A 24,774-nucleotide genomic window follows, 5' to 3' on the forward strand; every position below is an offset into this window, starting at 1 on the left:
ACAAATTTGCCTCGACAAAATTTTTCAAGATTGGAGACATGGATGCACCCGAACGCCCCTCTCGGTCAGGCCGATGCCTCGACCCAGTCGAAGGACGCAAAGCGCATCGAGCGCCGCGCAGCAATCGCAAGTGTCATTGGCACCACGATCGAGTGGTACGACTTCTTCATCTACGGCACCGCAGCCGCGCTCGTTTTCCCGAAGCTTTTCTTTGCACACGGTAGCTCGGAAGGCCTCATGGAGTCGTTCGCCACGATTTTCGTGGGCTTTCTGTCGCGCCCGTTGGGCGGAGCCATCTTCGGTTACATGGGTGACCGTGTCGGCCGCAAATCGACGCTCGTCGCCACGCTGACCTTGATGGGCGTTGCGACGTTGTTCGTGGGGTTACTGCCCACCACGCAACAGATCGGACCCGCTGCCGGCTGGCTTCTGATCGGACTTCGGTTCCTCCAGGGAATCGGCGTGGGCGGCGAGTGGGGCGGCGCTGTCCTCCTGTCGATGGAAAGTCATCAAGGCAAGCGTCGCGGCTTCATGGCGTCGTTGCCGAATGTTGGCGTTCCTCTCGGCCTCGTTATCTCGGTGCTCGTGTGGAGCGTCTGCAGCCGCTGGAGCGGCGACTCGCTGATGGACTTTGGCTGGCGCGTTCCCTTCTATGCAAGCGGCGTGCTTCTGGCGTTCGGCCTGCTGATTCGTATGGGCGTGCCGGAGACCCGGGATTTCGTCGAGGCCAACAAGTCGGTCGATCGCACCAGGAGTCCGATTCGGGAAGCCATCAGAACCGAGTGGAAGGCGATATTGCTTTCGGCGCTCGTCCGTCCCGGCGAACAGGCCGCGTTCTACATGCTTACGTCGTTTGCGATGCTGTACGGTTCGAAGAACCTTGGCCTCGGCAAGGCGTTCATCCTGAACGCGGTGTTGATTGCTGCTGTCGTCGCGTGTTTCGCGTTGCCGTACTTTGGGCATCTGGCGGACCGCATCGGCCGTCGGAAGACCTACATGTCGGCAGCCATCTGCATGATGTTGTTCGCTTTCCCGTACTTCGCCTTGCTCAATACGAAGATTCCGCTCGCCGTCATTGCAGGCACGGTCGTCATCATGGTCATTCACGCGGCGCTCTACGGGTCGCAGGCCGCTTTCATTGCCGAGTCGTTTCCTCCCGGCATTCGCTACAGCGGTGCGTCGCTTGGATACCAAGGCGCGTCGATTATTGCCGGCGGCCCCGCGCCGATGATTTCGCTCTGGCTGTTTCAGACGTTCCATTCCGCCTACGCCGTTGCCGCTTTTCTCGCGGCCATGTCTGTCGTCAGCGCGTGCGCGGCGTTCTTCCTTGGCAGGCAAAAGACTGTCGAACAGAAGTCGGTATCAGAGCGTTTCGTAGAGGTCGCTCGCTAAGCATCATCACGATGCTTACGTCGGGAGACCGATGCCTGTTACGGCTTGCAAGACGCAAGCTCAGCGCCTGGAAAAATCCTATGTATCCGAGATCCTATTTGTTCGTTCCCGGCAATCGACCGGAACGATTCGACAAAGCGTGCGCTGCGGGCGCGGACGCGGTAATCATTGACCTCGAAGACGCGGTGCCACCCACCGCGAAAGCGCAGGCGCGTGATGCCGTCATGTCGTGGCTCAAGAATGGTGGACGAGCGTATGTGAGAGCGAACGCGGTCGATACCGCGTGGTACCGGGACGATATAACGGCTCTTCGGACGTGTCGGAGCCTCCAGGGCATCGTCGTTCCCAAGGCCGAGCGAGCCGACCTGCTGTCGAACCTTGCGAACGAGATCTCCGATGAAGCGGCACTGCTGCCGCTCATCGAAACCGCGGTTGCATTTGATGACCTCCGCTCGCTTGCGAAGGTGCCGAAAGTCGAGCGCCTTCTGTTTGGAACCTTGGACTTTCAGGTCGACACCGGTATTCAAGGGGATGGCGATGAGCTCGTGTACTTCCGCTCGCAACTGACCATAGCGTCACGGATTGCCGGCATCGCGGCGCCCGTGGACGGAGTCACCGCAGCAATCGATGATGCCCAGAGGATCCGTCGGGATACGGTTCGCGCTCGCAATCTCGGGTTCAGGGGCAAGCTGTGCATCCACCCCAAACAAATCGAGCCTGTACACGCGGCTCTCCGCCCTTGCCTGGAAGAGATCGAGTGGGCGCACCGCGTCCTTTCTGCCGTTCAGGAAAGCGACGGCTCGGCCATTAGCGTCGATGGAAAAATGGTGGACGCCCCTGTCATTGCCAAAGCGAATGACATCGTAAGCAGTTCGGTCGCCGAGTCGGCGACCGAGCCGCGTCATCCGGCGTCGTCCGATAGCGCGGCAGGCGCTTCGCCTTGACCGCCGCGCTCCGTCGTCGACCCATGGCGCCGGCGGGAAGCGATGTCGGCCCCGAGCGCATGGAGAATCGATCGGCCTTTCTTCGTCAGATACGCGCGTCGGCGGCCGGGGGCGCCATGTTCGAGCATGACGAGTTGCCGTTCGAGCAACGCATCGAGTTCGGCGCGATTCATGTCGAGCTGATCCGGCGCCTGGCACACCAGCATCAGCGTCGCGAATTCGTGCGGGCTCAGCATGGCCGCCCCCCGTCGCGCATGGAGCCGCCACCCGCAGGCGTGACGCGGAACAACGAAATAGGGTGCAGCATGCGTCCAGGCCCGGCGACCCGACGGCGCGGCGGCTTCGGTCGGCCGATCGCGGCGGGTTGGGGCGCGCCGCGCAACGCGAACGGCTTGCGCGCGGCATGTACCCGCGCGCCGATCGGCGCGAAGCGACGCGTGCCGTTGCGCGCTTTCCGCAGGCCGGCCGTCAGACCCGTGACGACGCGGGCGGCGCGTCGTGGTCGGCGGCCGACCTCCGGCAGCCGATCGAAGATAAAGTAAGGATCGTTCATGATTCGCTCCGGGTTGAACCTCGCACGGAGGACGAACCGGACCACGCGCTCCAGTTCGTCGATCCACGAGAGGCCTCGCTGACAAACAAATCGAAACACGCAGCGCGTAAGCCGCGGCTGCTTGAGCGATACCCAAAATAGGATGGGAAGCGCGGATTTCAAGCGCCGCTTCGCGACGATTCGCATGGCCCGTCGCGAGACAACCGCCGATCATCAAACAGTCCATTCCGCGTTGAAACATTTTGTTACAAACGTCCTTTTTTCACCCTCTTGAAGCGCGCTCTCCGCGCCACTATTTCGCTTTTCGCCAATCGATGGCACGCCGGCGCAGCGCAGCCTTGCGCATGCACGCGCCAGCGGATTCCCTTTTCCAGGTGATCTCATCGCTCAGGAGATGAAAATGCAGATTCGTCCCCTCTACGACCGGGTTATCGTCAAGCGAATCGAACAGCAGCGGACGACGGCCTCCGGCATCGTGATTCCCGATTCGGCCGCCGAACGGCCCGAGCAGGGTGAAGTGATTGCGGTCGGCAGCGGCCGGCTGCTCCAGGACGGCTCGCAGCGCCCGCTGCAGCTCCAGGTCGGCGACCAGGTTCTCTTCGGCAAATATGCAGGCCAGACCGTGAAGGTGAACGGCGAGGAACTGCTCGTGATGCGCGAAGAGGACGTCATGGGCGTACTCGAACCCGAATCGCCGGCCGCCAGGAAAGCGGCCTGAATGCCGATTCGGCCGCGTCGCACGGGTGGCAGCCCGATGCGCGCGGCATCTCGTTCAACGACTGTATCCGGAGCAAGAAAATGACTGCAAAAGACGTGAAATTCCGCGACGGCGCGCGCCAGCAGATCGTCAAGGGCGTGAACGTGCTGGCCGACGCGGTGAAGGTGACGCTCGGCCCGAAAGGCCGCAACGTCGTGATCGAACGCGGCTTCGGCGCGCCCGTGATCACGAAGGACGGCGTGTCGGTCGCGAAGGAAATCGAGCTGAAGGACCGCTTCGAGAACATGGGCGCGCAGATCGTCAAGGAGGTCGCGTCCAAGACGGCCGACGTGGCCGGCGACGGGACGACCACCGCCACCGTGCTCGCGCAGGCGATCGTGCAGGAAGGCATGAAGCACGTCGCGGCCGGCATGAATCCGATGGATCTGAAGCGCGGCATCGACAAGGCCGTCGGCGCGGTGCTCGACGAGCTGCGCAAGCTGTCCCGGCCGATTTCGACCCACAAGGAAATCGCGCAGGTCGGCGCGATTTCCGCGAACTCGGACGAAGCGATCGGCAAGATCATCGCCGACGCGATGGAGAAAGTGGGCAAGGACGGCGTGATCACCGTCGAGGACGGCAAGTCGATGGAGAACGAACTCGACGTGGTCGAAGGCATGCAGTTCGATCGCGGCTACGTGAGCCCGTACTTCATCAACGATCCGGCGAAGCAGGCGGCCTATCTCGACGATGCGCTGATCCTGCTGCACGACAAGAAGATCTCCAGTGTCCGCGACCTGCTGCCGATCCTCGAGGCGGCGTCCAAGGCCGGCAAGCCGTTGCTGATCGTCGCCGAGGACGTCGAAGGCGAAGCGCTCGCGACACTCGTCGTGAATTCGATGCGCGGCATCCTGAAGGTCGTCGCCGTCAAGGCACCGGGCTTCGGCGATCGACGCAAGGCCATGCTCGAGGATCTCGCGATCCTGACCGGCGCGACGGTCATCTCGGAGGAAACCGGCAAGCAGCTCGACAAGGCCACGCTCGAGGATCTTGGCAGTGCGAAGCGCGTCGAGGTGCGCAAGGACGATACGATCATCATCGACGGCGCGGGCGATGCGGCGCGCATCGACGCGCGCGTGAAGTCGATTCGCGTGCAGATCGACGAAGCGACGAGCGACTACGACCGCGAGAAGCTGCAGGAGCGTGTCGCGAAGCTCGCGGGCGGCGTGGCGGTGATCAAGGTCGGCGCGGTCACCGAGGTCGAAATGAAGGAGAAGAAGGATCGCGTCGACGATGCGCTGCATGCGACGCGCGCCGCGGTCGAGGAAGGCATCGTGCCGGGCGGCGGCGTCGCGCTGCTGCGTGCGCGCGCGGCGCTGTCGGACATCCGGGGCGCGAATGCGGACCAGGACGCCGGCATCCGGATCGTGCTGCGCGCGCTGGAGGCGCCGCTGCGCGTCATCGCGGCCAATGCGGGCGACGAACCGTCGGTCGTGGTGTCGAAGGTGCTCGAAGGCACCGGGAACTTCGGCTACAACGCGGCGACCGGCGAGTACGGCGATCTGGTGGATGCGGGCGTGGTCGACCCGACCAAGGTCACGCGTACCGCGCTGCAGAACGCCGCGTCGATCGCGAGCCTGGTGCTGACGACCGACGCGACCGTCGCGCAAGCGCCGAAAGAGGATAGCGCCGAGCCGGCTCCCGCACCCGAACTCGGCTACTGACCGGCGTCGCAGGCTCGCCTGCGATCGTCGAACAGCCGCTGGCCGGAGCGGCTTTTCCCGGCGCGCGCGACAGCGGGGGGGGGCGCGCCGCGCCGCCTTTTCATGTTTGCGAGACCGACCATGAAGCTCGAACTCTCGATCGATTCCAGGCCGCTGCACGTCGAACTCGACGACGTCATCGCCGGCCTGCTCGCGGCGCGGCTCGGCCTGCCTCCGGACGGCGACCATCGCGTCGCGATCGGCCGCTACCTCGGCGATGCGGCGGGGCCGTGGACGCTGGATGACGACCATATGCGCAAGCGCGTGATGCGCCGCCTGATTCTCGACATCGCCGATCCGACGCTGGTCATCCAGTACCTGATGGCCGACCAGGCCGGGACCGGCGAAGCAGGCGCCTGACGCGCGCCGAACGCTCCATGGCGAGTGCGAGAGCAAGTGCGTTTGCGCGTCGCGCAGCCAGTCCATCGAACGTTCGTCGCCTGCAGTGTCAGGCTATTGTCATTTCATCATCAGTAGAACGAAGAGGCGCTCTCGGTAACCCCCGGGCGCCCGTCTTCGCGCTTCCGCTCAGGCGCCACCGTCCGGCTTGCCGGGCTCGCGGCCCTGCGGCACCGGCGGCCCCGCGCCGAGTTCGGCCCCGGTCACCGGGTCGCTGTTCGGATCGGACGCGAGCCGCTGCGCCATCGCCTCGATGGCGTCCACCTGCTGCGGCTCGAGCATCCCTTCGGCAATGCCGGTGCCGCCGTCGACGGCCGGCTCGGCGTCGCGGATTTCGAGACCCTCTCCATGATTCCAGGGGCCGACCAGCGGCGCCGCGTCCGGCTGCATCCGGAAGTACACGCTGTCGTACGGCGCCTTCGGCGGCAGCTTGCCCGGCGGGAAATTCGCGGTGATCGCATACAGCGCCTTCTCGAACGACTTCAGGTGCGAGACCTCGCGCGTCATCAGGAAGCCGAGCGCGTCCCGAATGCCCGGATCGTCGGTCACGTTGATGAGCCGTTCGTAAATGATCTTCGCCCGCGCTTCGGCTGCGATGTTCGAACGCAGGTCGGCGGTCGGTTCGCCGATCGTGTCGATGTACGCGGCCGACCACGGCACGCCGCCGGAATTCGTCAATGGCGCGCCCGCGCCGTACAGCACCTGCGTCACGTGGCTGTCGTTGCCCGCCCCGTGCAGCTTGCGGTACAGCTCGGCCTGTTCGTCGACTGCTTCGGCGAGTTCGCCCTTGGCGCCGCGGTTGAGCATCGCGGCCATCGAGCCGATCACTTCGAGATGGCTCAGCTCCTCGGTGGCGATGTCGAGCAGCATGTCCTTGCGGCCGGGATCCTCCTCGGTGATCGCCTGAGTGAAATAGCGCATCGCGGCGGCGAGTTCGCCCTGCGGGCCGCCGAACTGCTCGAGCAGCAGATTGGCGAGGCCGGGGTTCGGCGCGCCCACGCGCACCGTGTACTGAAGCCGTGTGTTGTGGATGAACATGGCATCTCCATGGAAAGGGTTGCGCGACATTCGCGGTGGCGACCCAGCACGAATCGATCCCGTGGCCGGCCGACGAGCCCGGGTACGCGCGATGCTGGCCGGTGCGGGCTGTGTAGGGGCAGCGGTTTCCCGCCGATGCCGGCCGCTTTCGTCGAGTGGCATGCGTGTATCGCGACGCCAGGCGACGACGGCCGGCGACGCACGGACACGCGCCGGATGGAGACGGCGCGACCGGGTCGCGACGCGTGACTTCTCGCGAACGGCGCGGACCGCTGTCGATGCCCGGACGCGGCACGCGGTAAGGGGGGAATCGGCGGCAATACGAGCGCGCATCGCATGACCTGAAGCCCTCGTTGCCGGATTTTCAAGCAGTTGTCATTTCGGCGGCATGGGCCGTACCACGCCGGGCACGGAGGCGGTGCGGCGTGTCGGCGGCGCGCGGGGCGGGCCGCGTCGGCACGCGCGTGATGGCGGTTTTGCAAAGGAGTGCAGATGGCGACGCTCGACAGGAACGCGGCGACGGAGCGCACCGCGACGGACATGCGCGAGGTGTTTGCCGGCCGCCGGCGCGGGCCGCGGGCGGCGCTGCCGTTCGCGGGGCCGGCGATCGTCGCGTCGGTCGCCTATATGGACCCCGGCAATTTCGCGACGAACATCCGGGCCGGCGCGCAGTTCGGTTACACGCTGCTCTGGGTGGTGCTGATGGCGAACGGCATCGCGATGTTGTTCCAGTCGCTGTCCGCGAAGCTCGGCATCGTCACCGGCCGGAATCTCGCGGAGCTCTGCCGCATGCATTTCCCGCGGCCGCTGGTGTTCGGCATGTGGGTCGCGAGCGAACTCGCCGCGATGGCGACCGAGCTCGCCGAATTTCTCGGCGGCGCGATCGCGCTGTCGTTGCTGTTCGATCTGCCGACCTTCGCCGGGATGTTCGTGATGGCGCTCGCCACCTACGGCATCCTGCTGGCCGACCGGAATGGGTTCCGGCCGATGGAAATCGCCGTGGGCGTATTCGTCGGCGTGACCGGTCTTTGCTATCTCGCCGAGATGTTCATTGCGCCGGTCGCGTGGGCCGACGTCGCGTGGCATGCCGTCGTGCCGGAATGGCCGCGCGGCGACGCGTTGATGGTGTCGGTCGGCATTGTCGGCGCGACGATCATGCCGCATGCGCTGTATCTGCACGCCGGGCTCACGCAGCGACGCGCGGCGGGGCTCGACCACGCGCAGCGCCGGATGATGGTGCGCTTCTCGGATCGGGAAGTGATCGTCGCGCTGTCCGTTGCGGGCGCGATCAACATGGCGATGATCGTGATGGCGAGCGCGGCGTTTCATGCCGATCATCGCGATGTCGTGGAAATCGAAGCGGCGTACCGGATGCTCACCCCGTTGCTCGGCCCGGCCGCCGCGACCTGCTTTCTCGTGTCGCTGATGAGCGCCGGCATCTCGAGTTCCGTCGTCGGCACGATGGCCGGGCAGATGATCATGCAGGGCTTCGTCGGGTTCCGGATTCCGGTCTGGCTGCGCAGGCTCGTCACGATGGCGCCCGCGTTCGTCGTCGTCGGGATGGGCGTCGATTCGATGCAGGCGCTCGTGATCAGCCAGGTCGTGCTGTCCGTCGTCCTGCCGGTGCCGATGCTGGCGCTGATTTACTTCTGCGGACGGCGCGACGTCATGGGCGCCTTCGCGAGCGGACGCATCGCGCGCTGCGCCGCGCTTGGCGCGACTGCCGTCGTCGTCGGGCTGAATGCCGTGTTGCTGGCGGGGCCGATCGGCGCGATGGCGTGGCGGTCGGGCGGCACCTGAACGGCCCGAGCGTCAGCGTCCGGACGATCGCGGCAGCCCGTGTTCAGCGCGCTTTCAGCATTTCGTCGGCGAGCCGATAGGCGCTGACCGCGCGCTTCGATTCGTAGTCGGCGATCGTCGACACGTTGCGCCCGGCGTCGCGCGACAGCAAGCCCTGCAGCGCGGCGGCGGCGAAGAAATCGCGCAGGTCCGGCGTCGCGGATTTCGGCTCCGGCGGAGCGGCTTCGACGATCGGCCCCGCTTTCCAGAAAACGGGCGACGGCGTGGCTGCCTTGGAGACGGCGGCGGTTTGCTTGCTCACATCCTGGGAAAACGGCGTCATTTCTTCCCCTTCGATTCAGTATCTGTTGGCGAAGCAGCGTAACGTCCCCGACTGCGTGGGCGAGCATCGTTTCGTTTTGTTTTTGAGCGGTACTAACCACTTGATCGACGCGAATATTCGCCGGTAATACGGCATCCGTCAAAGGAAATAAATTGAATCCGACGGGCCGGCGCAGGAGCACGATTCGTTCCCGCTGGCGATCGACGCAAAGCATCGCGTTTCGCCAACCGATGGGGAGGGTATGTCGGCACGAATGACGTCCCGGTGACACACGCGCGTGCGGGCGCGGCGCTCAGCAGCACGCGGGTTGCAGGCCTTCCGTCAGGCGCGCGGTCACGCTCGCCGGTGCCGTACAATGCGCATGGAAGCGCAGGGGAAGTATCGCCAGCGGGATCGTGGGACGGCCGGACGAGGGCGATGCGACCCGGCACCGATCGGCGCCCGGCACACACTGTTCCGCAACACCATCAGGAGAATTCAATGGCACGGCAAGCGCCTACGCACAAGGAGCGGCCTCCATCGCCCGCGACGTTGAAGAGCGATCTGTCGTTTCCGGTAGTGGGCATCGGTGCGTCGGCGGGCGGTACGACGGCCTTGCAGACCTTTTTCGAGAGTGCGCCGACGAGCATGGACATGGCGTTCGTCGTCGTCGTCCATCTCGCGCCGGAACAGGTCAGTCATATGGACGCCGTCCTGCAGCGCACGACGGGCATGCCGGTGCATCAGGTGACGTCCACGGTGCCGATCGAGAAAAACCATATCTACGTGATCGCACCGGGCATGCAGCTCGAGATGTCGGACGGATGCCTTCGTTGCCGCAGCCGGGACCGGGCCGACGAGGTTCCGTTCACGATCGACCACTTCTTTCGGACGCTGGCGGACGCGCACGACTGGCGCGCGGTCGGCATCGTGATGTCCGGCACCGGCTCCGACGGCGCCGCGGGCTTGAGCCGCATCAAGGAGGCGGGCGGCATCACGCTCGCGCAGACGCCGGACGACGCCGAGCACGCGGAGATGCCACAGCACGCGATTGCGATGGCGCGCGTCGATATCGTGCTGCCGGCGGCCGAGATGCCGCAACGGTTGCTCGAACTCTGGTCGAATGCGCGTCGCATCGAACAGCAAAGCCTCGAATTCGCGCAATCGCTGCACAACGTCGATCGGCCGACGGTCAACGATCCCGAACGGGCGCTCTCCGACATTCTGATGCACCTGAGGGTACGCACCGGCCACGATTTCAGGCTGTACAAGCGGGCGACCGTGCTGCGACGCATCGAGCGGCGCATGCAGGTCAACGGCCAGCGCGATCTCCTCGCGTATCGGGATTTCCTGCGGGCCACGCCGGAAGAAGCGAACGCGCTGCTGGCGGACATGCTGATCGGCGTGACCCAGTTCTTCCGCGATCGCGAAGCCTTCGATTTCCTCGAACGGGAAGTGATCGGCTCGTTGTTCGCGTCGGAGTCCGGCGAGGAGCAGGTACGCGTGTGGGTGGCCGGATGCGCGACGGGCGACGAGGCGTACTCGATCTCGCTGCTGCTGGCGCGGGCGCGCGAGGCCGCGATGTCGAGCCAGGCCATCCAGGTCTTCGCGACCGATATCGACGAAGCGGCGATCGTCCGCGCGCGGACCGGTTCCTACCCGCTGTCGATCGCGAGCGACGTGCCCGCCCCGCTGCTGCAGCGGTATTTCACGCGGGAAGGCGCGCACTACGTGATCGCGAAGGCGGTACGCGAACGTATCCTGTTCGCGGCGCACAGCCTGCTGCGCGATCCGCCGTTCTCGCATCTCGACCTGATCTCGTGCCGCAACGTGCTGATCTATCTCGAGCGGGCGGTGCAGCGGCAAATCCTGGAGCTGTTCCATTTCGCGTTGCGCCCCAACGGCTATCTGTTCCTCGGCACCGCGGAGTCCGCCGACGCGGCGGACGATCTGTTTGCCGTCGTGGACAAGAAACGCCGGATCTACCGCGCACGCGTCGTCACGCATCGCGCGAAGCCGGCCACGGGCTTTCCGCCGCTGTTCCAGGTCGAATCCGGCGCAACCGACGAGCGGGCCGCGCCGCAGCCGCCGTTGCGCGTGCCGGCCAGCCCGGCCCAACGCAACTTCTCCTATTCGGAGCTCCATCAGCGCGCGCTCGAAACGTATTCGCCGCCGAGCGTCATCATCGACAAGGAATCGAACGTCGTTCATCTGTCGGATAACGCGGGCCGGTTCCTGCGGCACGTCGGCGGCGAACTGTCGAGCAACATCATGACGCTGGTGCTGCCGGATCTGCGGCTCGATCTGCGCACCGCGATTTTCCGAGCGCTGCAAACGGGCACGAGCGTCGAGGCGCGCCGGGTGAAATGGGCACACGATGCCCGCGTGTCGTGGATCAACATGACGGTCAGGCCGTTTCACGACAAGGTCGCGAATGCGGAATTCCTGCTCATCGTATTCGACGAGGTGGCCGGCCGCATGACCGAGGAGGACCAGGTCGAGACGAGCGGGCAGGACCCGGTTCTGGCCCAGCTCGAACAGGAGCTGCAGCACAGCCGCGAGCAACTCGCGACGATCATCGAGCAGTACGAAACGTCCGTCGAGGAATTGAAGGCGTCGAACGAGGAGCTGCAGGCGATCAACGAAGAGTTGCGCTCCACGAGCGAGGAGCTGGAAAGCAGCAAGGAGGAACTGCAATCGGTCAACGAGGAGTTGACGACGGCCAACGCCGAAATGCAGGCAAGGATCGAAGACACCGCGAAAGCGAACGACGATCTCCACAACATCATCGCGTCGAGCGAGATCGCGACCGTGTTCGTCGACAAGGAAATCCGGGTCAAGCGGTTTACGCCCAACGCCACCGCGATTTTCAATCTGATCGATACGGACCTGGGCAGGTCGCTGTTCCATATCACGCATGCCCTGCGGTATCCGACGCTGGCAGACGACGTCCGGCAGTCGTTTCAGTCGCTGCGGCTGATCGAGCGCGAGATCGAGAGCGAGGCCGGCCGGTGGTATCTGATGCGCCTGCTGCCCTACCGGACGGCGGACGACCACATCGACGGCGCGGTGATCACGCTGATCGACATCACCGACCGGCATCACGCGGAAGAGGCGGCGCGGGCAGGCGAGCAGCGCCTGCGTCTGGTCGCGCAATCGACCAAGGACTACGCGATCATCATCCAGGACGGCAACGGGTCCATCGTGAGCTGGAACGCCGGTGCGGAACGCATCTTCGGCTATACGGAAGAAGAGATGATCGGCCAGGACGTGGATCTGATCTACGAGCCGAGCGACCGACAGGCGCTCGTGCCGACGCGCGAGCGCGACATCGCGACCCGCGAAGGGCGCGCGGACGACGAACGCTGGCACCGGACCAAGGACGGACGGCGGATTTTCTGCAGCGGCGTCGTCACGCCAATTTCCGATACGTCGTTCAACGGCTTCGCGAAGATCGTGCGCGACATGACGCTGCGCAAGCAGAGCGACGACGCGAACCGCGAAGCGCTGGCGCGGGAACAGGCGGCACGCGAGCAGGCGCTCAGTTCGAGTCAACTGAAGGACGAGTTCATTGCGGTGTTGTCCCACGAGCTGCGGCATCCGCTCAACCTGATCGGCGTCAAGTCGGAAATGCTGCCGCGCCTGCCGGAGACGCGTGACATTCCCGCCGTGCGCGACGCCGCGGATTCGATTCGGCAGGCCGTGCGCGCACAGGCGCAGATCATCGACGACCTGCTCGATCTGTCGCGCATCCAGACCGGCAAGCTCGCGCTCGAGCTGGGCCGTGTCGATCTGACGGCGATGTTGCGCAGCATCACGGATACCTGCGAGCTCGACGTGCACGCGCGCGGCCTGATCTTGCAAACGGAGCTGCCGACGGAGCCGGCCATCGCGCTGGCCGATCCGGTGCGATGCGAGCAGATCTTCTGGAACCTGATGTCCAATGCGCTCAAGTACACGCAGCCGCACGGCGAGATCGTCGTGCGGCTCGCGCATGAGGGCAAGATGCTGCGTGTCGACGTGACCGACGACGGGCAGGGGATCGACGAAGATACGCTGCCGCATGTCTTCGACATGTTCCGGCAGGCGCCGCGCGACCGGACCCGCGGCGGTCTCGGTATCGGGCTGGCGCTCGTTCGGCAACTCGTCGAAATGCACGGCGGCCGGATCGCCGCGACGTCCGATGGCCCGGGGTCCGGCACCACGATGACGGTATGGCTGCCGGCCGCACCGATCGAGCGCGCCGTGTCTGCGGGCAGCGGCGTGCCGGAGGGGAATATCGCCGGCCTGCGCGTGCTGCTGGTCGAGGACGATCAGGAGACGGCGATGTCGCTCACCGCGCTGCTGGAACTGGCGGGGGCGGTGGTCCAGACCGCGAAAAACGGAGCCGCGGCGCTGGCGATGCTGCAGGAGGCGTCCGTCGATGCGATCGTGTCCGACATCGGGCTTCCCGACATGGACGGCTACGAGTTGCTTCGCCGGATCAAGGCCGATCCGCGCTGGGCCACGCTCCGGACCGTTGCGCTGACCGGCCGCAATCGCCAGGACGATGTCCGGGCCGCGGCGGAAGCCGGCTTCGACAGCCATCTGTCAAAACCGCTCGATTTCGGGATGTTGCTCGCGGCACTCGGCGACGTGCCTCAGGACACCCGATGACGGCCGACGGCCCGCGCGTGCGTCGCGGGTCGTTCGGGCGCGGCTTGCCACGGCGGCGTTTCCGGCAATCGCCATTCGACCCGCATTGCGGCGTGGGTGGCCGCCCGTCGCGGAATCCCGGTTCAGGCACCCGATTTGCGGCTATCTCCGCAAAGGGGGGTCTATGGATCGTCGAGATATCGTCGTAATCGCATCGTCCCGAGGCGGTCTCCCGGTCCTCCGGACGCTGATGGCCGGCGTCGCCGCGGATTTTCCGGTGCCGATTTGCATCGTGCAGCACATTGGTCGACATCGGACGATGTTGCCGGAGCTGCTGTCGCGATGGGGTACGCTGGATGCGAGCGTGGCGCTACAAGGGGAACCGCCGCAAGCGGGCAGAATTTACGTGGCGCCGCCCGACCGGCACATGATCGTGCGCGACGGAAATCTATGGCTGCTCGATACCGCGGCCGAGAACTTCGCCCGACCGGCCGCCGATCCGCTGTTCCGGTCTGCCGCCCGCGAATATGGCGCCGGTGCGATCGGCGTCGTCCTCAGCGGCGATCTCGATGACGGCGCGGCCGGCCTGGCGGCGATTCGCGCACGGGGCGGCTACGGTATCGTTCAGGACCCCGACGAATGCGAAGCGCCGTCGATGCCGCGCAGCGCGCTGGCCGCGACGGGAGCCGATGCGGTCGCAAAGGCCGGGGAACTGCCGGGGACCATTCATGCAGCGGTCTACGGCGCACGTGTGAAGGAGCAGCGGAAAATGGCAGACTTGCGCGACCTGGACCATGAGAGCCGGATTGCAGAGGACGGCCTCGTCGACCCGGGACTGCTTGACGAGATCGGGACGCGTTCCGCCCTCACGTGCCCCAGTTGCAACGGCGTGCTCTGGCGCATGCGCGACGATCGTCCGTTGCGATATCGATGCCATACCGGGCATGCGTTCTCCGTGCTTTCGCTCGACGACGCCGAAGCCCAGAAAGCAGAGGATGCGATATGGGGGGCCATTCGCGCGGTTCACGAGCGCATGATCTTTGCGCGCGAGCGCCAGGAATGGGCGCGCCGCACGGGCAACGCCGAGGACGTCGCGATCGAACAGGCCCGCATCGACGAAAACCAGCGGCTCGCGGACGTGCTGCGCAATGCGGTCGGCACGGCGATAAACAGGGGCGAACTGGAGTGAGCGCAGCGACCCGCGCCAACCGCGCCGCGGGCTTTATCCCGGTACGAACACGCCCAGCGCCGCGATCGCCATCGCGAGCGTCGCGATCCATCCGCCCCACGCAAGCGTGCCGCTGACGGCGAACTCCCCCATGACGCGTCTGCTTCTCGCCATCAGCATCATCACGACCATGATCGGCACGGCGCTTACCCCGTTGATGACGGCGCTCCAGTAAAGCGCGCGGATCGGGTCGAAATGCGTGAACGTGAACGCGATTCCGCCGACGATCGCCAACACGATCACCGCATAGAATTCGGGCGCGACGCCCAGCTGCAACGCGAGACTGTTGCGCCAGCGGAACGTGCCGGCCGCCGCATACGCGGCCGATCCCGCGAGCACCGGCAGCGCCAGCAGGCCGGTGCCGACGATGCCGAGCGCGAACAGCACGTACGCGAAGTGACCGGCAACCGGCTCGAGCGCCCGCGCGGCGTCCGCGGAAGTCTTGACGTCGATGTGATGCGCGTTCAGCGTGGCCGCCGCCGTCAGCACGATGAAGAACGCAATCACGTTCGAGACGCCCATGCCGAACCACGTATCGAAGCTGATCCGACGCAACTGCGCGGGCGCCTGACGCGGCATGCGTCGCAGCGGCCGCTGGTTCGGCGCGGCGCGCAATTCCTCGACTTCCTGAGACGCCTGCCAGAAAAACAGATACGGGCTGATGGTCGTGCCGAGCACCGCGACGACCGTGGTCAGATAAGCGGCGGTCAGTTGCGCATGGGGCTGCACGATCGCGCGGCCGACCTCGGCCCAGCTGACGGGCACGATGAGGGCGACCGCGACATACGCCAGCAGCGTCAGCGCGGTCCATTTGAGCAAACGCGAGTAGCGGTCGTACGGAACGAACACCTGCAGCACGACCGACACGCCGCCGAGGCACACGATGTAGAGCTGTTGCGGGCCGGGCAGCAACAAATTGACGGCCGCGCCCATGGCCGACAGGTCGGCGGCGATGTTGATCACGTTGGCCGTGATCAGCAGCACGACCGTCCCGTACAGCAGCCATCGCGGATAGTGCGTGCGCATGTTGGACGCGAGACCCTTGCCCGTCACGCGGCCGATTCTCGCGCTGACCAGCTGGATGGCCGTCATCAGCGGGTACGTCAACAGCAGCGCCCACAGCAATTCGAAGCCGAACTGCGCACCCGCCTGCGAATACGTGCCGATGCCGGAAGGGTCGTCGTCGGCCGCGCCGGTGACGAGGCCGGGACCGAGACGCCGGACCCACGTGGCCGCATTCGGGGCCGGCTCCGTCGGCTCCGGCTGGAGAAAATCGTTGTCGTTCATGATCGCGGCCTCCCGGGAGTCCAGCAGGCGCAATCGCCGTGCCCGGTCGGCGGCGTCTCGCGCGGCCGGCCCGACGGCGCGCGACGTGCGTTACGTCGGGCTAGCCGCACCGTCGACGGGCGGGACCGTCGCGTGCATCGCCTGTTCGAGCAGGGCGTGCGCGGCTTGCCACGCGCGCGCGGCAGCAGCGGAATCGTTGAACGCCCGTGCCTCGACCGTGGCGCCGTCCAGCAGCATCATGAAGACCGTTGCCAGCCGTTTGGCGGCTTCGGGCGGCACGAGCGCCGCGATCAGTTCCGCGATCCATTCGACCATTTTGCGGCGATAGCGGATCGCGACATCCGAGATCGGCGCATAAGCAGTGCCGAATTCGGCCAGCGCGCGCTCGAACAGGCAGCCGGCAAATTCAGGCGTCCTGAACCACGCCGCGTACCAGTCGAAGATGGTCTTGACGCGCTCGACCGGATCGGCGACGTGCTGCAATTGCGCGGCGATGCTGCCGACGATCAGGTCGTAGCGCTGGACCAGCACTTCGCGGATCAGCTCGTCCTTGCTCGCAAAATGCCGGTACAGCGTCATGCGGGCGACACCGGAATCGTCGATGATCCAGTCGACACCCACCGGGTGGAATCCGTGCCTGGAGAACAGTTCGGTCGCTTTGTCTACCACCAGCTGGCGTTTGTTGGCTCGCACGAACGGCTTCCTCCTCGATGTTTCAGCAGCATAGACCGATTATTCTAGCATCATGCTGCTCGACGAAATCGGCCTCCCGGCGCGGTCCGATGGGGTTGCCGCGTGGCGATCTTCGAGAGCGGCGCCGGTCATCAAGTCAGCTTGACTATTGGATAGACCGATATGTATCATTTGAATCCAGAAAGCATCGATCGGTATTGCGGGGATTAAGGAGGCGGAACACGGGGCTGTGTCCCGCTCGCTGTTTTCCGCCGCATCGGACGCTGCAACGATATTTCAAGCCGAAAAGAGAACCTGAGAGAGCCTCCGCATGCGAGCGCGCGAAGCAATACGGCGCCAATGAAACGTGAGGAAAATACCCCTGTATCGCCGTTTACTCGCACCGGGGCTGCTTGCTGTTGGCCGCGTGCGCGCGATCCGTCGGTTACCGACGGCACGGTACGGATCTGCGACGACACAGGCTGTTCCTATCGCCCTAAATATAAGGTTTCCTATTAAAAAAAGGGCAATGCGGAAGACCACGAGATGGGCGGCGCGGATGGACAAGTTGCGCCGCCGGTCGCCCGCCGCCCGCCGCGCAAAAGCCGAATCCCGACAGCACGATGCGCGGGTCGAATATCGACATCCCGCCCGATCAGGACTGCGAACGCACTGTGCCGAGCCGCTCAAATTGACCGCAGGAACGCGGCGGACACACCCAACCGAAGATCCGACGAAAGCGTGCGCGACCGGGCGATTTCCTTCGTGAGCTGCATGACCGTGCGGCAAGCCAGTGTCAGTTCGCCGTGCGGCGACATGGCGAGTGCAATGAAGCGCGGCACGGACGGATCGACCACCATCGACGCTTGCAACCGGCATTCCCGTTCGAGATTGGCGATCGCGTAAGGGCCCAGCAACGCATGAATGCCGCCATCGGCGACGATGTGCCCCTGCAGGCTGAGAGAATCGGCTTCCGCCGCGAAATTCAGCGACACCTGATGTTCGCCCGCGATTTGTTCGAGCCGCTCGCGCCAGCTATTGGGGCGGCAGAAAGAGACCAGCGGAATGCCATCGAGCCTGGAAAAAGCGATCGTGGGCTGACTGGTCAACGGATCGCCTTCCGCCCCCACCAGGTACGTCGCGGCCTCGACCAGATATTCGTCGCCGTTTCTCGGCGTCGGACTATTTCGAAACAGAATGGCGAGATCGACGCTGCCGTTCTCCAGCCAGGTTTCCAGCAACGCTCCTTGACCCTCGCGCACCTGTAACTGCACCAGCGGGTAACGCTCGCGAAGCCGATGGTAAAGGGTGCTGACAAGGGGATGAGCGGTGGAGGGCAGGATCCCGAGCCTGACCACGCCGATCGGCTCGCCCGCCGTGCTGCGGATGTCGTTGGACAACTGCTCCGTGCTGGCAAGCCACGCCCTCACACGCGGCGCGATACGCGCGCCCAGTTCGGTCAACACCACGCCGCGCCCGGTCCGTTGAAACAGACGGCCGCCGCAGTACTGCTCGAGCTCGACGATCTGCCGGCTGATGTGAGGCTGGCTGGTCCCGTAAGCAACGGCCGTCTTGCTCAGGCTCCCGAGTTCCGCCGCGTCGATGAACAGCTTCCAGGCCGCATAGTCCACCGCGAAGCCTCCCGTAGATATGTCAAATCAGTATAGCTGAAATGCGCAATTCGGCCGTTCTCGCATGGGTCGTGCATCCCTACACTGCAACGCATGCACCGTCGTTCCGGTTCGATGCGAAACGGACGGCGGGCTCTCCTCCGGCAAAGAGGAGCGGAAAAGCTCACATTTGGAGACGTCATGAAAGCGATCGATCTGCGCGGTTTGGTCCCGGCACCCGTTACCCCTTTCACCCGCGAGGGCGCGGTGGACCATGCGGCAATTCAACGGCTGGGCGCGTGGCTTGGCGGCATCGAAGGCGTCAAAGGCCTGACGGTGCTCGGACATGCCGGCGAAGGCACGTTCCTCTCGCAGAAGGAACAGGCTCAAGTCATCGAAAGTTTCGTGAAGTCCGTCGACGGCAAGATTCCGGTGATCGCCGGTATCACGCTCGAAGGCACGGAAGTGGCGGTGGAAGAGGCGAAGCGCGCGGTCGAGGCCGGCGCGTCGGCCGGGCTGGTCTATCCGTCGCACGGCTGGCTGCGCTTCGGCTATCAGAAAGGTGCGCCGCAGGATCGCTACCGCGCCATCCACGAAGGCAGCGGCCTGCCGCTCATCCTGTTCCAGTACCCGGACGCCACCAAGGCGACCTACAACCTCGACACGCAGCTGGAGATCGCCGCGCAACCGGGCGTCTTCGCGATGAAAAACGGCGTGCGCAACATGCGTCGCTGGGACGTCGAGATTCCGATCATCCGACGCGAGCGTCCGGAACTGCAAATCCTCACCTGTCACGACGAGTATCTGCTCCACACGATGTTCGACGTCGACGGGGCGCTCGTCGGCTACGGCAGCCTGGCTCCCGAGCCGCTCGTCGAACTGATCAAGGCGGGCAAGGCGAAAGACTACGCGGCCGCCCGCGCGATTCACGATCGCCTGCTGCCGGTGACGCGTAACGTGTATCACCGCGGGTCGCACATGGAAGGCACCGTCGCGCTCAAGCACGGTCTGGTGGCCCGCGGCATCCTCGAGCACGCCACCGTGCGCTCGCCGCTGCTGCCGCTCGCGCCAGGCGCGGACGTCGAAATCGCGGACGCGCTTCGTTCGGCCGGCCTCGTCGACTGACTCGGGCGCGGCCCGTCCATAGCCGGATGACGGCGGCGCAGCGCCGCCCGCTTGCCGCCGGCGTCGAGCAGTCAGTCGGGGCGGCGCGCGAAACCGCGTCGCGCACGCCGCCGCCGACAGGCTCGGCAAATGATAAAAAGGGCGCCGATGTCGCGGAAAACCACCAAGAAACGCGACCGGTGCCGCACAACGAGAAGCAAGCCGAAGGTTCATAAAATGCAGCTTTTCAGGAGACAGCATGAACACCCCTTCGACCGCCTGCGGCGTCGACCTTGGTCGATCCGCGAGCGAAACGCGTCCCATGAGCGAACAACTGCGGGCGGCGAACCTGCTGTTCCGCATCGAGAACGTGCCGTTTTGCAAGTGGCACACCCGGGCACGGATCGTCATGGGCAGCGCGACCCTGTTCGATGCGTTCGACGCACTGTCGCTTGCTTTCGTGCTGCCCGTACTGGTGGGGCTCTGGCATCTTTCTCCCGGCCAGATCGGCGTGCTGATCGCTGCCGGTTATCTTGGGCAGGTCGTCGGCGCGTTGGTGTTCGGCTGGCTGGCCGAGCGCCTGGGGCGCGTGCCGAGCGCCACCATCGCGGTGGGCGTCATGTCGGCCATGAGCGTCGTATGCGCGTTCACCGGCAGCTTTCACATGCTGTTTCTGATGCGTTTCCTGCAAGGCATCGGTGTGGGCGGAGAAGTGCCCGTGGCCGCCACGTACATCAACGAGCTGTCTCAAGCGCACGGCCGCGGACGCTTCTTCATCCTGTATGAACTGATTTTCCCGTTGGGCCTGCTCGCGGCCGCGCAGCTCGGTGCGTTCGTCGTCCCGCGCTTCGGTTGGGAATATATGTTCCTGATCGGCGGGATTCCCGGCATGGTCGTCGCGATCCTGATCGCACGCCTGCCGGAATCGCCGCGCTGGCTCGTTTCACGCGGGCGGTTCGATAAGGCCGAGCGCATCATCGAGCGGCTGGAAGCCAGCACGACGAAGCGCAACCTCGACACGCAGACTCAAAGGGCCGAGGTGGACGCGCGCGTGTCGGGCCTTATGACCGGACGACAGTCGAAGCGGAAGGGAACGTGGAAGGAACTGTTCTCGCCGTTCTACCGGGGCCGCACCGTCGTCGTGTGGCTGCTGTGGGCGAGCGCTTATTTCGTGGCCAATGGCATCAACAACTGGCTGCCGAGCCTCTACAAGACGGTCTACCATCTGCCGCTGCAAGCGTCGCTTCAGATGGCGTCGATCTCGAACGTCCTGAGTACGTGCGGCGTGCTTGCCTGCGCGCTGCTGATCGATCGGGTCGGACGCCGCCGGTGGGCAATGGCCTGCTTCATCATCAGCGCGGCCCTGCTCGCCGCACTGGGCATTCATGGCGCGGGCAGCGCGTGGTCCGTGATGTTGCTCGGATCGTCGGCCTATGCGGTGATGGCCACGACCACGGTCCTTCTGTACCTGTACACCCCTGAAATCTATCCCACCCGGATGCGCGCGATCGGCACCGGTCTCGCGACTTCGTGGCTGCGCGCGGCGTCTGCCGCCGCGCCGGCGATCGTCGGCGTCGTATTGACCGGGAGAGGCATCGCCGCGGTATTCGTCATGTTTGCCGTGGTCAGTGCGGTGGGCTTCGTCGTCGCCGCGCGAATGGTCGAGACGACCAATCGTTCGCTCGAAGAGATTTCCCCGTAGTCACTTGCATGCCTGACGGCGCCTTTCCCTGAGAAGCCTCGAGGGAAGGCGTTTCGTCGCTCGTCACGCCCGTGGCTTCAGCGACATGCTCGCAACAAGCGCCGCCGTCAAAGAGTAGTCCATCAGTACTGCTGACAGGATTGCTGCGGAAAAGGCCGCTCAAAAAATATGAATGGAGACAACCGAAATGAAAAAGACACGACAGGTCGTCGTGCGCGTGGCCGGCCGGCGCGTTGTCGGTACGCTCGGCGCGACGGCGATATTCACCGCCGGTCTGGTATGGACCTCCGGCGGCGCACACGCAGATAGCGGCTCCCAGGTTCAGCTTTATGGCCTCATCGGCACCTACGTCGGGAGCATCAAACGCAGCGACACGCCGCGGACCACGGTACTGATGGGAAGCGGCGGGCTGACCACGTCGTTCTGGGGAATCCGCGGCAAGGAAGATCTTGGCGGCGGCGTCGGCGCCATTTTCGTCCTCGAAAGCTTCTTTCAACCCGCCAACGGCGCGCTGGGACGCAGTGCGGCGGACCCGTTCTGGTCGCGCAATGCGTACGTGGGCTTTCAAGGCGACTTCGGCCAGTTGACCTTCGGGCGACAAAGAAACCCGGCCTATACGGCCGAATCCGTCGTCAATCCGTTCGGATCCTCGACCGTCTTCTCTCCACTCGTCCTGCAGACGTTCGTGACCAACTATGGCGGGACGATCATCGGCGATACGGTGTGGAACAACACCGTCAAGTACACGACGCCGGACTTCAACGGGTTCGGCGCCACCGTCATCTATGGTCTTGGCGGCGTGGCGGGCTCGCCTGGCGTCGGTAACCTCGGCGTTCACTTGAACTATCGAGGGCACGGTCTCACGGCCGTGTTGTCGGGCCAGCGCGTGCGCTATACCGCGGCAGGGCCGGTCGGCGCGCAGTACGCGTATCTGGCGGGCGCGGCATACGACTTCAAGATCGTCACGCTCTACGGCGCGTGGGCGATGACAAGCGACGCGCGTACGCCGACCGGCAGCCACACTTACGAGGCGGGTGTGTCGATCCCGTTGTCGCCGGCCGACTTCCTGCTTGCAGAGTGGGCGCGCACGAAGCGGTCCGGCCCGACCGAAGCGGCCCGCAGCCTGCGGAACACCGCGTCTGTCGGCTACAACCACCTGCTGTCGAAACGCACGGACATCTACGCGATTTACTCCTACGACAAGCTGAGCGCTCGCCCCACCGGCAACACGTTCGCGGCCGGCATTCGCCACACGTTCTGATTCCGTCCCGCCTCCTCCAGCGCTCGGCAGCGCTAAATCCTTCCCTGAACGGGAGGGCGCGTTTATGATCCGCCGCTGCAAGCGGTAGTCGTCGGAATCGCCTGACGCGTCACACCACCGGTCCATTCCTTCGGACACCGCTTTCCGTTCGTGCCCAACTTTCCCGCGAATCCGCGAAGCCCCCGGCTGGCCGGGGGATTCGTTACGCCAAATCGAAAGCGATCTGTAAATAACAATGCTGCCGACAAGTTATAACGCGTTGCTCGTTCTTCTTTCGCTCCTGATCGCCATCCTGGCGTCCTACACCGTGCTGGACATGGCCGGGCGTATCAAGACGGCCAGCGGCCGCGCCGCACATGGGTGGCTGGTAGGCGCGGCCAGCGTGATGGGGGCGGGCATCTGGTCGATGCATTTCGTCGGCATGCTGGCCTTCGCGTTGCCGATTCCGCTGGGATACGATCCGGCCATGACGGTGCTTTCGTTGCTGATCGCCATCGGCTGCTCCACGGTTGCGCTGTGGCTCGTCTGTCGGGGCACGCTCAGGTGGCACCGGCTCGGCGGCGGCGCGATGTTGATGGGGGCTGGCGTAGCGGGCATGCATTACACGGGCATGGCGTCGATGCACATGTCGCCGGGCATCCGGTACGACCCGTTGCTCGTCTGCCTGTCGGTCGCGATTGCCGTCGTCGCATCGGGCGCCGTGCTGTGGATCGCATTCATTCGGCGAACCGGTTCGTCTCGCGTGCGCCTGCTCAATCTGGGGGCGGCGGTCCTGATGGGCGCCGCCATCGCCGGCATGCACTATACGGGAATGGCGGCCGCCCGGTTCCCGTTGGGCAGCATCTGCGGGGCCGCCGGCTCCAGCATGGATCCCGGCGGGCTTGCGCTCGTCATCGTCGTGGCCACGCTGGCGATACTCGCCATCGCGCTGATCGTTTCCATCCTCGACCTGCGTCTGGAATCCCGCACGGCGGTACTCGCGACGTCGCTGGCCGAAGCGAACCAGGAGCTGACGTATCTGGCGCTGCACGACACCCTCACCAAGCTCCCCAACCGCGTGCTGCTCGAAGACCGGATCGATCAGGCGATCCAGAGCACCGACCGCGAGCACGGGTGTTTCGCGCTGATGTTCATGGACCTCGACGGATTCAAGGCCGTCAACGACGCCTATGGTCATCATGTCGGCGATCTGTTGCTGGTCGACGTGGCCCGGCGCATCGGCGCGAACCTGCGCTCGCAGGACACGATTGCCCGTCTGGGTGGCGACGAGTTCGTGCTCGTCGTGGCCGTGAACGAGCCCGCCGACGCGGCCGACGTGGCGGACAAGGTATTGGCGGTGATTCGGGCGCCGTTCCACGTGTCCGAACACGAATTGCGCGTGTCGGCCAGCATCGGTATCGCGCTCTATCCCGGCAACGGCAGCGATTTCCGCGAGCTGATGACCAATGCCGATGCGGCGATGTATCACGCCAAGGCGCTTGGCCGAAACGCGTACTGCTTCTTCGAGGCATCGATGAACGCGAACGTCCGCGAGCACTTGAAAATCGTGCAGGAACTCCGTCTGGCGCTGGAGCGGCATGAACTGGTCCTGCATTACCAGCCGAAGTTCGAAGTGCCCGATGGACCGATCGTCGGCGTCGAGGCGCTGCTGCGATGGAAGCACCCGACGCGCGGCCTCGTTTCGCCCGATCAGTTCATCTCGATTGCGGAAAAGACCGGATTGATCGTGCCGATTGGCGAATGGGTACTGGACGAGGCGTGCCGGCAGATGCGCGCGTGGCGCGATGCGGGCCGAACCGACTGGACGATGGCCGTGAATCTGTCGCCGTTGCAGTTCGGTCACGCGAGCCTGATCCGGGTCGTGGAGGCCGCATTGCAGCGGCACGCGCTGGAGCCGCACTGCCTGACGCTGGAGATCACCGAATCGACCGCGATGCGCGATGCGGACGCCAGCTTGAGAATCCTGCAGCAGCTGCACGACATGGGGGTGCGAATTTCGATCGACGACTTCGGAACGGGTTATTCGAGCTTGCTGTATCTCAAGCGCTTGCCGGCCAGCGAGCTCAAGATCGACCGGGGATTCATCCGGGATCTCGAACACGATACCGAAGATGCCGCGATCATTTCCGCGATCGTCGCGCTCGGTCGGGCACTCGACCTGAAGATCGTCGCGGAGGGCGTTGAAACGACCGCGCAGCAGCAGTTCCTGACCCGGCTCGGCTGCAATTCGCTGCAGGGCTTCTTGCTCGGGCGTCCGATGCCGGCGGATCACTTCGTCGAAGTGACCGCGCAACGCACGGGGATCGAGAGCATGTGATCCTGAATCGGAACGCGTCGGGATCCAAACTTAAACGAAATGTGACCCCTCGCCGCCGCAAAATTTTGCAC

At 65.1% G+C, this 24,774-nt stretch carries 20 protein-coding genes and 1 pseudogene; 14 read left to right on the plus strand and 7 right to left on the minus strand.

From position 1 onward, the window contains the following. Window positions 1-42 precede the first annotated feature (42 nt). Both HWX55_RS29415 and HWX55_RS29420 read left to right on the plus strand, forming a co-directional pair. Window positions 43-1,392, plus strand: coding sequence for an MFS transporter (locus HWX55_RS29415; protein ID WP_175978290.1), 1,350 nt, complete (start codon window positions 43-45; stop codon window positions 1,390-1,392). A gap of 80 nt (window positions 1,393-1,472) precedes the next feature. Further along, window positions 1,473-2,336 carry a CoA ester lyase gene (locus tag HWX55_RS29420; protein ID WP_175978291.1) on the plus strand — a complete coding sequence of 288 codons (864 nt, stop codon included), beginning with the start codon at window positions 1,473-1,475 and terminating at the stop codon, window positions 2,334-2,336. Here HWX55_RS29420 and HWX55_RS29425 read toward each other — a convergent pair. Beyond that, window positions 2,294-2,572: a hypothetical protein gene (locus HWX55_RS29425; protein ID WP_175978292.1), complete on the minus strand. Its 279-nt coding sequence runs from the start codon at window positions 2,570-2,572 to the stop codon at window positions 2,294-2,296. The genes HWX55_RS29420 and HWX55_RS29425 overlap by 43 nt on opposite strands. Then, window positions 2,566-3,075, minus strand: a complete 510-nt coding sequence (locus tag HWX55_RS36220; RefSeq protein ID WP_244140675.1) for a hypothetical protein — start codon at window positions 3,073-3,075, stop codon at window positions 2,566-2,568. The genes HWX55_RS29425 and HWX55_RS36220 overlap by 7 nt, the downstream gene beginning before the upstream one ends. 214 nt (window positions 3,076-3,289) lie before the next feature. Here HWX55_RS36220 and HWX55_RS29435 point away from each other — a divergent pair, with 214 nt between their 5' ends. The 3 genes from HWX55_RS29435 (at window position 3,290) to HWX55_RS29445 (ending at window position 5,709) form a co-directional block, all read left to right on the plus strand. Then, complete coding sequence (locus HWX55_RS29435) at window positions 3,290-3,607, plus strand: co-chaperone GroES (protein ID WP_006482399.1); 318 nt, start codon at window positions 3,290-3,292, stop codon at window positions 3,605-3,607. A gap of 80 nt (window positions 3,608-3,687) precedes the next feature. Further along, entirely contained in the window at window positions 3,688-5,310 is a 1,623-nt protein-coding gene (gene groL / locus HWX55_RS29440; RefSeq protein WP_175978293.1) for a chaperonin GroEL, read from the plus strand. Window positions 5,311-5,430: 120 nt separating this feature from the next. Next, entirely contained in the window at window positions 5,431-5,709 is a 279-nt protein-coding gene (locus HWX55_RS29445) for a hypothetical protein (RefSeq protein WP_175978294.1), read from the plus strand. Between the two features lie 168 nt (window positions 5,710-5,877). On the opposite strand, the gene HWX55_RS29450 is transcribed toward HWX55_RS29445, so the two are convergent. Beyond that, window positions 5,878-6,786, minus strand: a complete 909-nt coding sequence (locus HWX55_RS29450) for a manganese catalase family protein (protein ID WP_175978295.1) — start codon at window positions 6,784-6,786, stop codon at window positions 5,878-5,880. Window positions 6,787-7,278: 492 nt separating this feature from the next. On the opposite strand from HWX55_RS29450, the gene HWX55_RS29455 reads away from it, so the two are divergent. After that, complete coding sequence (locus HWX55_RS29455) at window positions 7,279-8,586, plus strand: Nramp family divalent metal transporter (RefSeq protein ID WP_175978296.1); 1,308 nt, start codon at window positions 7,279-7,281, stop codon at window positions 8,584-8,586. A 43-nt stretch (window positions 8,587-8,629) separates the two neighbouring features. Here HWX55_RS29455 and HWX55_RS29460 read toward each other — a convergent pair whose 3' ends face one another. Then, window positions 8,630-8,908, minus strand: coding sequence for a hypothetical protein (locus HWX55_RS29460; protein WP_050016086.1), 279 nt, complete (start codon window positions 8,906-8,908; stop codon window positions 8,630-8,632). Between the two features lie 480 nt (window positions 8,909-9,388). On the opposite strand from HWX55_RS29460, the gene HWX55_RS29465 reads away from it, so the two are divergent. Continuing rightward, window positions 9,389-13,543, plus strand: coding sequence for a CheR family methyltransferase (locus HWX55_RS29465; RefSeq protein WP_175978297.1), 4,155 nt, complete (start codon window positions 9,389-9,391; stop codon window positions 13,541-13,543). A 163-nt stretch (window positions 13,544-13,706) separates the two neighbouring features. Beyond that, window positions 13,707-14,711 (plus strand): chemotaxis protein CheB, encoded by a 1,005-nt coding sequence (locus HWX55_RS29470; RefSeq protein WP_175978298.1) that lies wholly within the window; start codon window positions 13,707-13,709, stop codon window positions 14,709-14,711. 33 nt (window positions 14,712-14,744) lie between these two features. Here the strand turns inward: HWX55_RS29470 and HWX55_RS29475 are convergent, their stop codons facing one another. Together HWX55_RS29475 and HWX55_RS29480 are read right to left on the minus strand one after the other, a co-directional pair. Next, on the minus strand, window positions 14,745-16,037 hold the full coding sequence (locus HWX55_RS29475) for a divalent metal cation transporter (protein WP_175978299.1): 1,293 nt from the start codon (window positions 16,035-16,037) through the stop codon (window positions 14,745-14,747). Window positions 16,038-16,127: 90 nt separating this feature from the next. After that, window positions 16,128-16,730 carry a TetR/AcrR family transcriptional regulator gene (locus tag HWX55_RS29480; RefSeq protein WP_175978300.1) on the minus strand — a complete coding sequence of 201 codons (603 nt, stop codon included), beginning with the start codon at window positions 16,728-16,730 and terminating at the stop codon, window positions 16,128-16,130. Window positions 16,731-17,091: 361 nt separating this feature from the next. On the opposite strand from HWX55_RS29480, the pseudogene HWX55_RS36425 reads away from it, so the two are divergent. Beyond that, a pseudogene (locus tag HWX55_RS36425) lies at window positions 17,092-17,225 on the plus strand (sel1 repeat family protein); the annotation flags it as partial. A gap of 170 nt (window positions 17,226-17,395) precedes the next feature. Here HWX55_RS36425 and HWX55_RS29485 read toward each other — a convergent pair. Continuing rightward, window positions 17,396-18,340 carry a LysR family transcriptional regulator gene (locus tag HWX55_RS29485; RefSeq protein ID WP_124557471.1) on the minus strand — a complete coding sequence of 315 codons (945 nt, stop codon included), beginning with the start codon at window positions 18,338-18,340 and terminating at the stop codon, window positions 17,396-17,398. 180 nt (window positions 18,341-18,520) lie between these two features. Between HWX55_RS29485 and HWX55_RS29490 the strand changes: the two genes are divergently transcribed. From HWX55_RS29490 to HWX55_RS29510, 5 genes are all read left to right on the plus strand, one after another. After that, complete coding sequence (locus tag HWX55_RS29490) at window positions 18,521-19,444, plus strand: dihydrodipicolinate synthase family protein (protein WP_175978318.1); 924 nt, start codon at window positions 18,521-18,523, stop codon at window positions 19,442-19,444. Window positions 19,445-19,470: 26 nt separating this feature from the next. Next, window positions 19,471-19,659 (plus strand): hypothetical protein, encoded by a 189-nt coding sequence (locus HWX55_RS29495; RefSeq protein ID WP_175978301.1) that lies wholly within the window; start codon window positions 19,471-19,473, stop codon window positions 19,657-19,659. A 23-nt stretch (window positions 19,660-19,682) separates the two neighbouring features. Further along, the gene (locus tag HWX55_RS29500) at window positions 19,683-21,125 is read left to right on the plus strand and encodes an MFS transporter (protein WP_175978302.1); all 1,443 of its coding nucleotides are present in this window, start codon (window positions 19,683-19,685) and stop codon (window positions 21,123-21,125) included. Between the two features lie 187 nt (window positions 21,126-21,312). Beyond that, window positions 21,313-22,386, plus strand: a complete 1,074-nt coding sequence (locus tag HWX55_RS29505) for a porin (protein ID WP_175978303.1) — start codon at window positions 21,313-21,315, stop codon at window positions 22,384-22,386. A gap of 235 nt (window positions 22,387-22,621) precedes the next feature. Then, window positions 22,622-24,703, plus strand: a complete 2,082-nt coding sequence (locus HWX55_RS29510) for a bifunctional diguanylate cyclase/phosphodiesterase (protein WP_175978304.1) — start codon at window positions 22,622-22,624, stop codon at window positions 24,701-24,703. The last annotated feature ends 71 nt before the right edge of the window (window positions 24,704-24,774 follow it).

The organism is Burkholderia sp. BCC1047 (assembly GCF_902833155.1).
Lineage (GTDB): Bacteria > Pseudomonadota > Gammaproteobacteria > Burkholderiales > Burkholderiaceae > Burkholderia > Burkholderia sola.

Bases quoted from the DNA above. Each gene is read 5' to 3' on its own strand.
- HWX55_RS29465 (WP_175978297.1), top strand. From the start codon at position 9,389: ATGGCACGGCAAGCGCCTACGCACAAGGAGCGGCCTCCATCGCCCGCG.
- HWX55_RS29420 (WP_175978291.1), top strand. From the start codon at position 1,473: ATGTATCCGAGATCCTATTTGTTCGTTCCCGGCAATCGACCGGAACGA.
- HWX55_RS29505 (WP_175978303.1), top strand. From the start codon at position 21,313: ATGAAAAAGACACGACAGGTCGTCGTGCGCGTGGCCGGCCGGCGCGTT.
- HWX55_RS29460 (WP_050016086.1), bottom strand. From the start codon at position 8,908: ATGACGCCGTTTTCCCAGGATGTGAGCAAGCAAACCGCCGCCGTCTCC.
- HWX55_RS29500 (WP_175978302.1), top strand. From the start codon at position 19,683: ATGAACACCCCTTCGACCGCCTGCGGCGTCGACCTTGGTCGATCCGCG.
- HWX55_RS29490 (WP_175978318.1), top strand. From the start codon at position 18,521: ATGAAAGCGATCGATCTGCGCGGTTTGGTCCCGGCACCCGTTACCCCT.
- HWX55_RS29415 (WP_175978290.1), top strand. From the start codon at position 43: ATGCACCCGAACGCCCCTCTCGGTCAGGCCGATGCCTCGACCCAGTCG.
- HWX55_RS29495 (WP_175978301.1), top strand. From the start codon at position 19,471: ATGACGGCGGCGCAGCGCCGCCCGCTTGCCGCCGGCGTCGAGCAGTCA.
- HWX55_RS29425 (WP_175978292.1), bottom strand. From the start codon at position 2,572: ATGCTGAGCCCGCACGAATTCGCGACGCTGATGCTGGTGTGCCAGGCG.
- groL (WP_175978293.1), top strand. From the start codon at position 3,688: ATGACTGCAAAAGACGTGAAATTCCGCGACGGCGCGCGCCAGCAGATC.
- HWX55_RS29475 (WP_175978299.1), bottom strand. From the start codon at position 16,037: ATGAACGACAACGATTTTCTCCAGCCGGAGCCGACGGAGCCGGCCCCG.
- HWX55_RS29455 (WP_175978296.1), top strand. From the start codon at position 7,279: ATGGCGACGCTCGACAGGAACGCGGCGACGGAGCGCACCGCGACGGAC.
- HWX55_RS36220 (WP_244140675.1), bottom strand. From the start codon at position 3,075: ATGCGAATCGTCGCGAAGCGGCGCTTGAAATCCGCGCTTCCCATCCTA.
- HWX55_RS29435 (WP_006482399.1), top strand. From the start codon at position 3,290: ATGCAGATTCGTCCCCTCTACGACCGGGTTATCGTCAAGCGAATCGAA.
- HWX55_RS29470 (WP_175978298.1), top strand. From the start codon at position 13,707: ATGGATCGTCGAGATATCGTCGTAATCGCATCGTCCCGAGGCGGTCTC.
- HWX55_RS29450 (WP_175978295.1), bottom strand. From the start codon at position 6,786: ATGTTCATCCACAACACACGGCTTCAGTACACGGTGCGCGTGGGCGCG.
- HWX55_RS29510 (WP_175978304.1), top strand. From the start codon at position 22,622: ATGCTGCCGACAAGTTATAACGCGTTGCTCGTTCTTCTTTCGCTCCTG.
- HWX55_RS29445 (WP_175978294.1), top strand. From the start codon at position 5,431: ATGAAGCTCGAACTCTCGATCGATTCCAGGCCGCTGCACGTCGAACTC.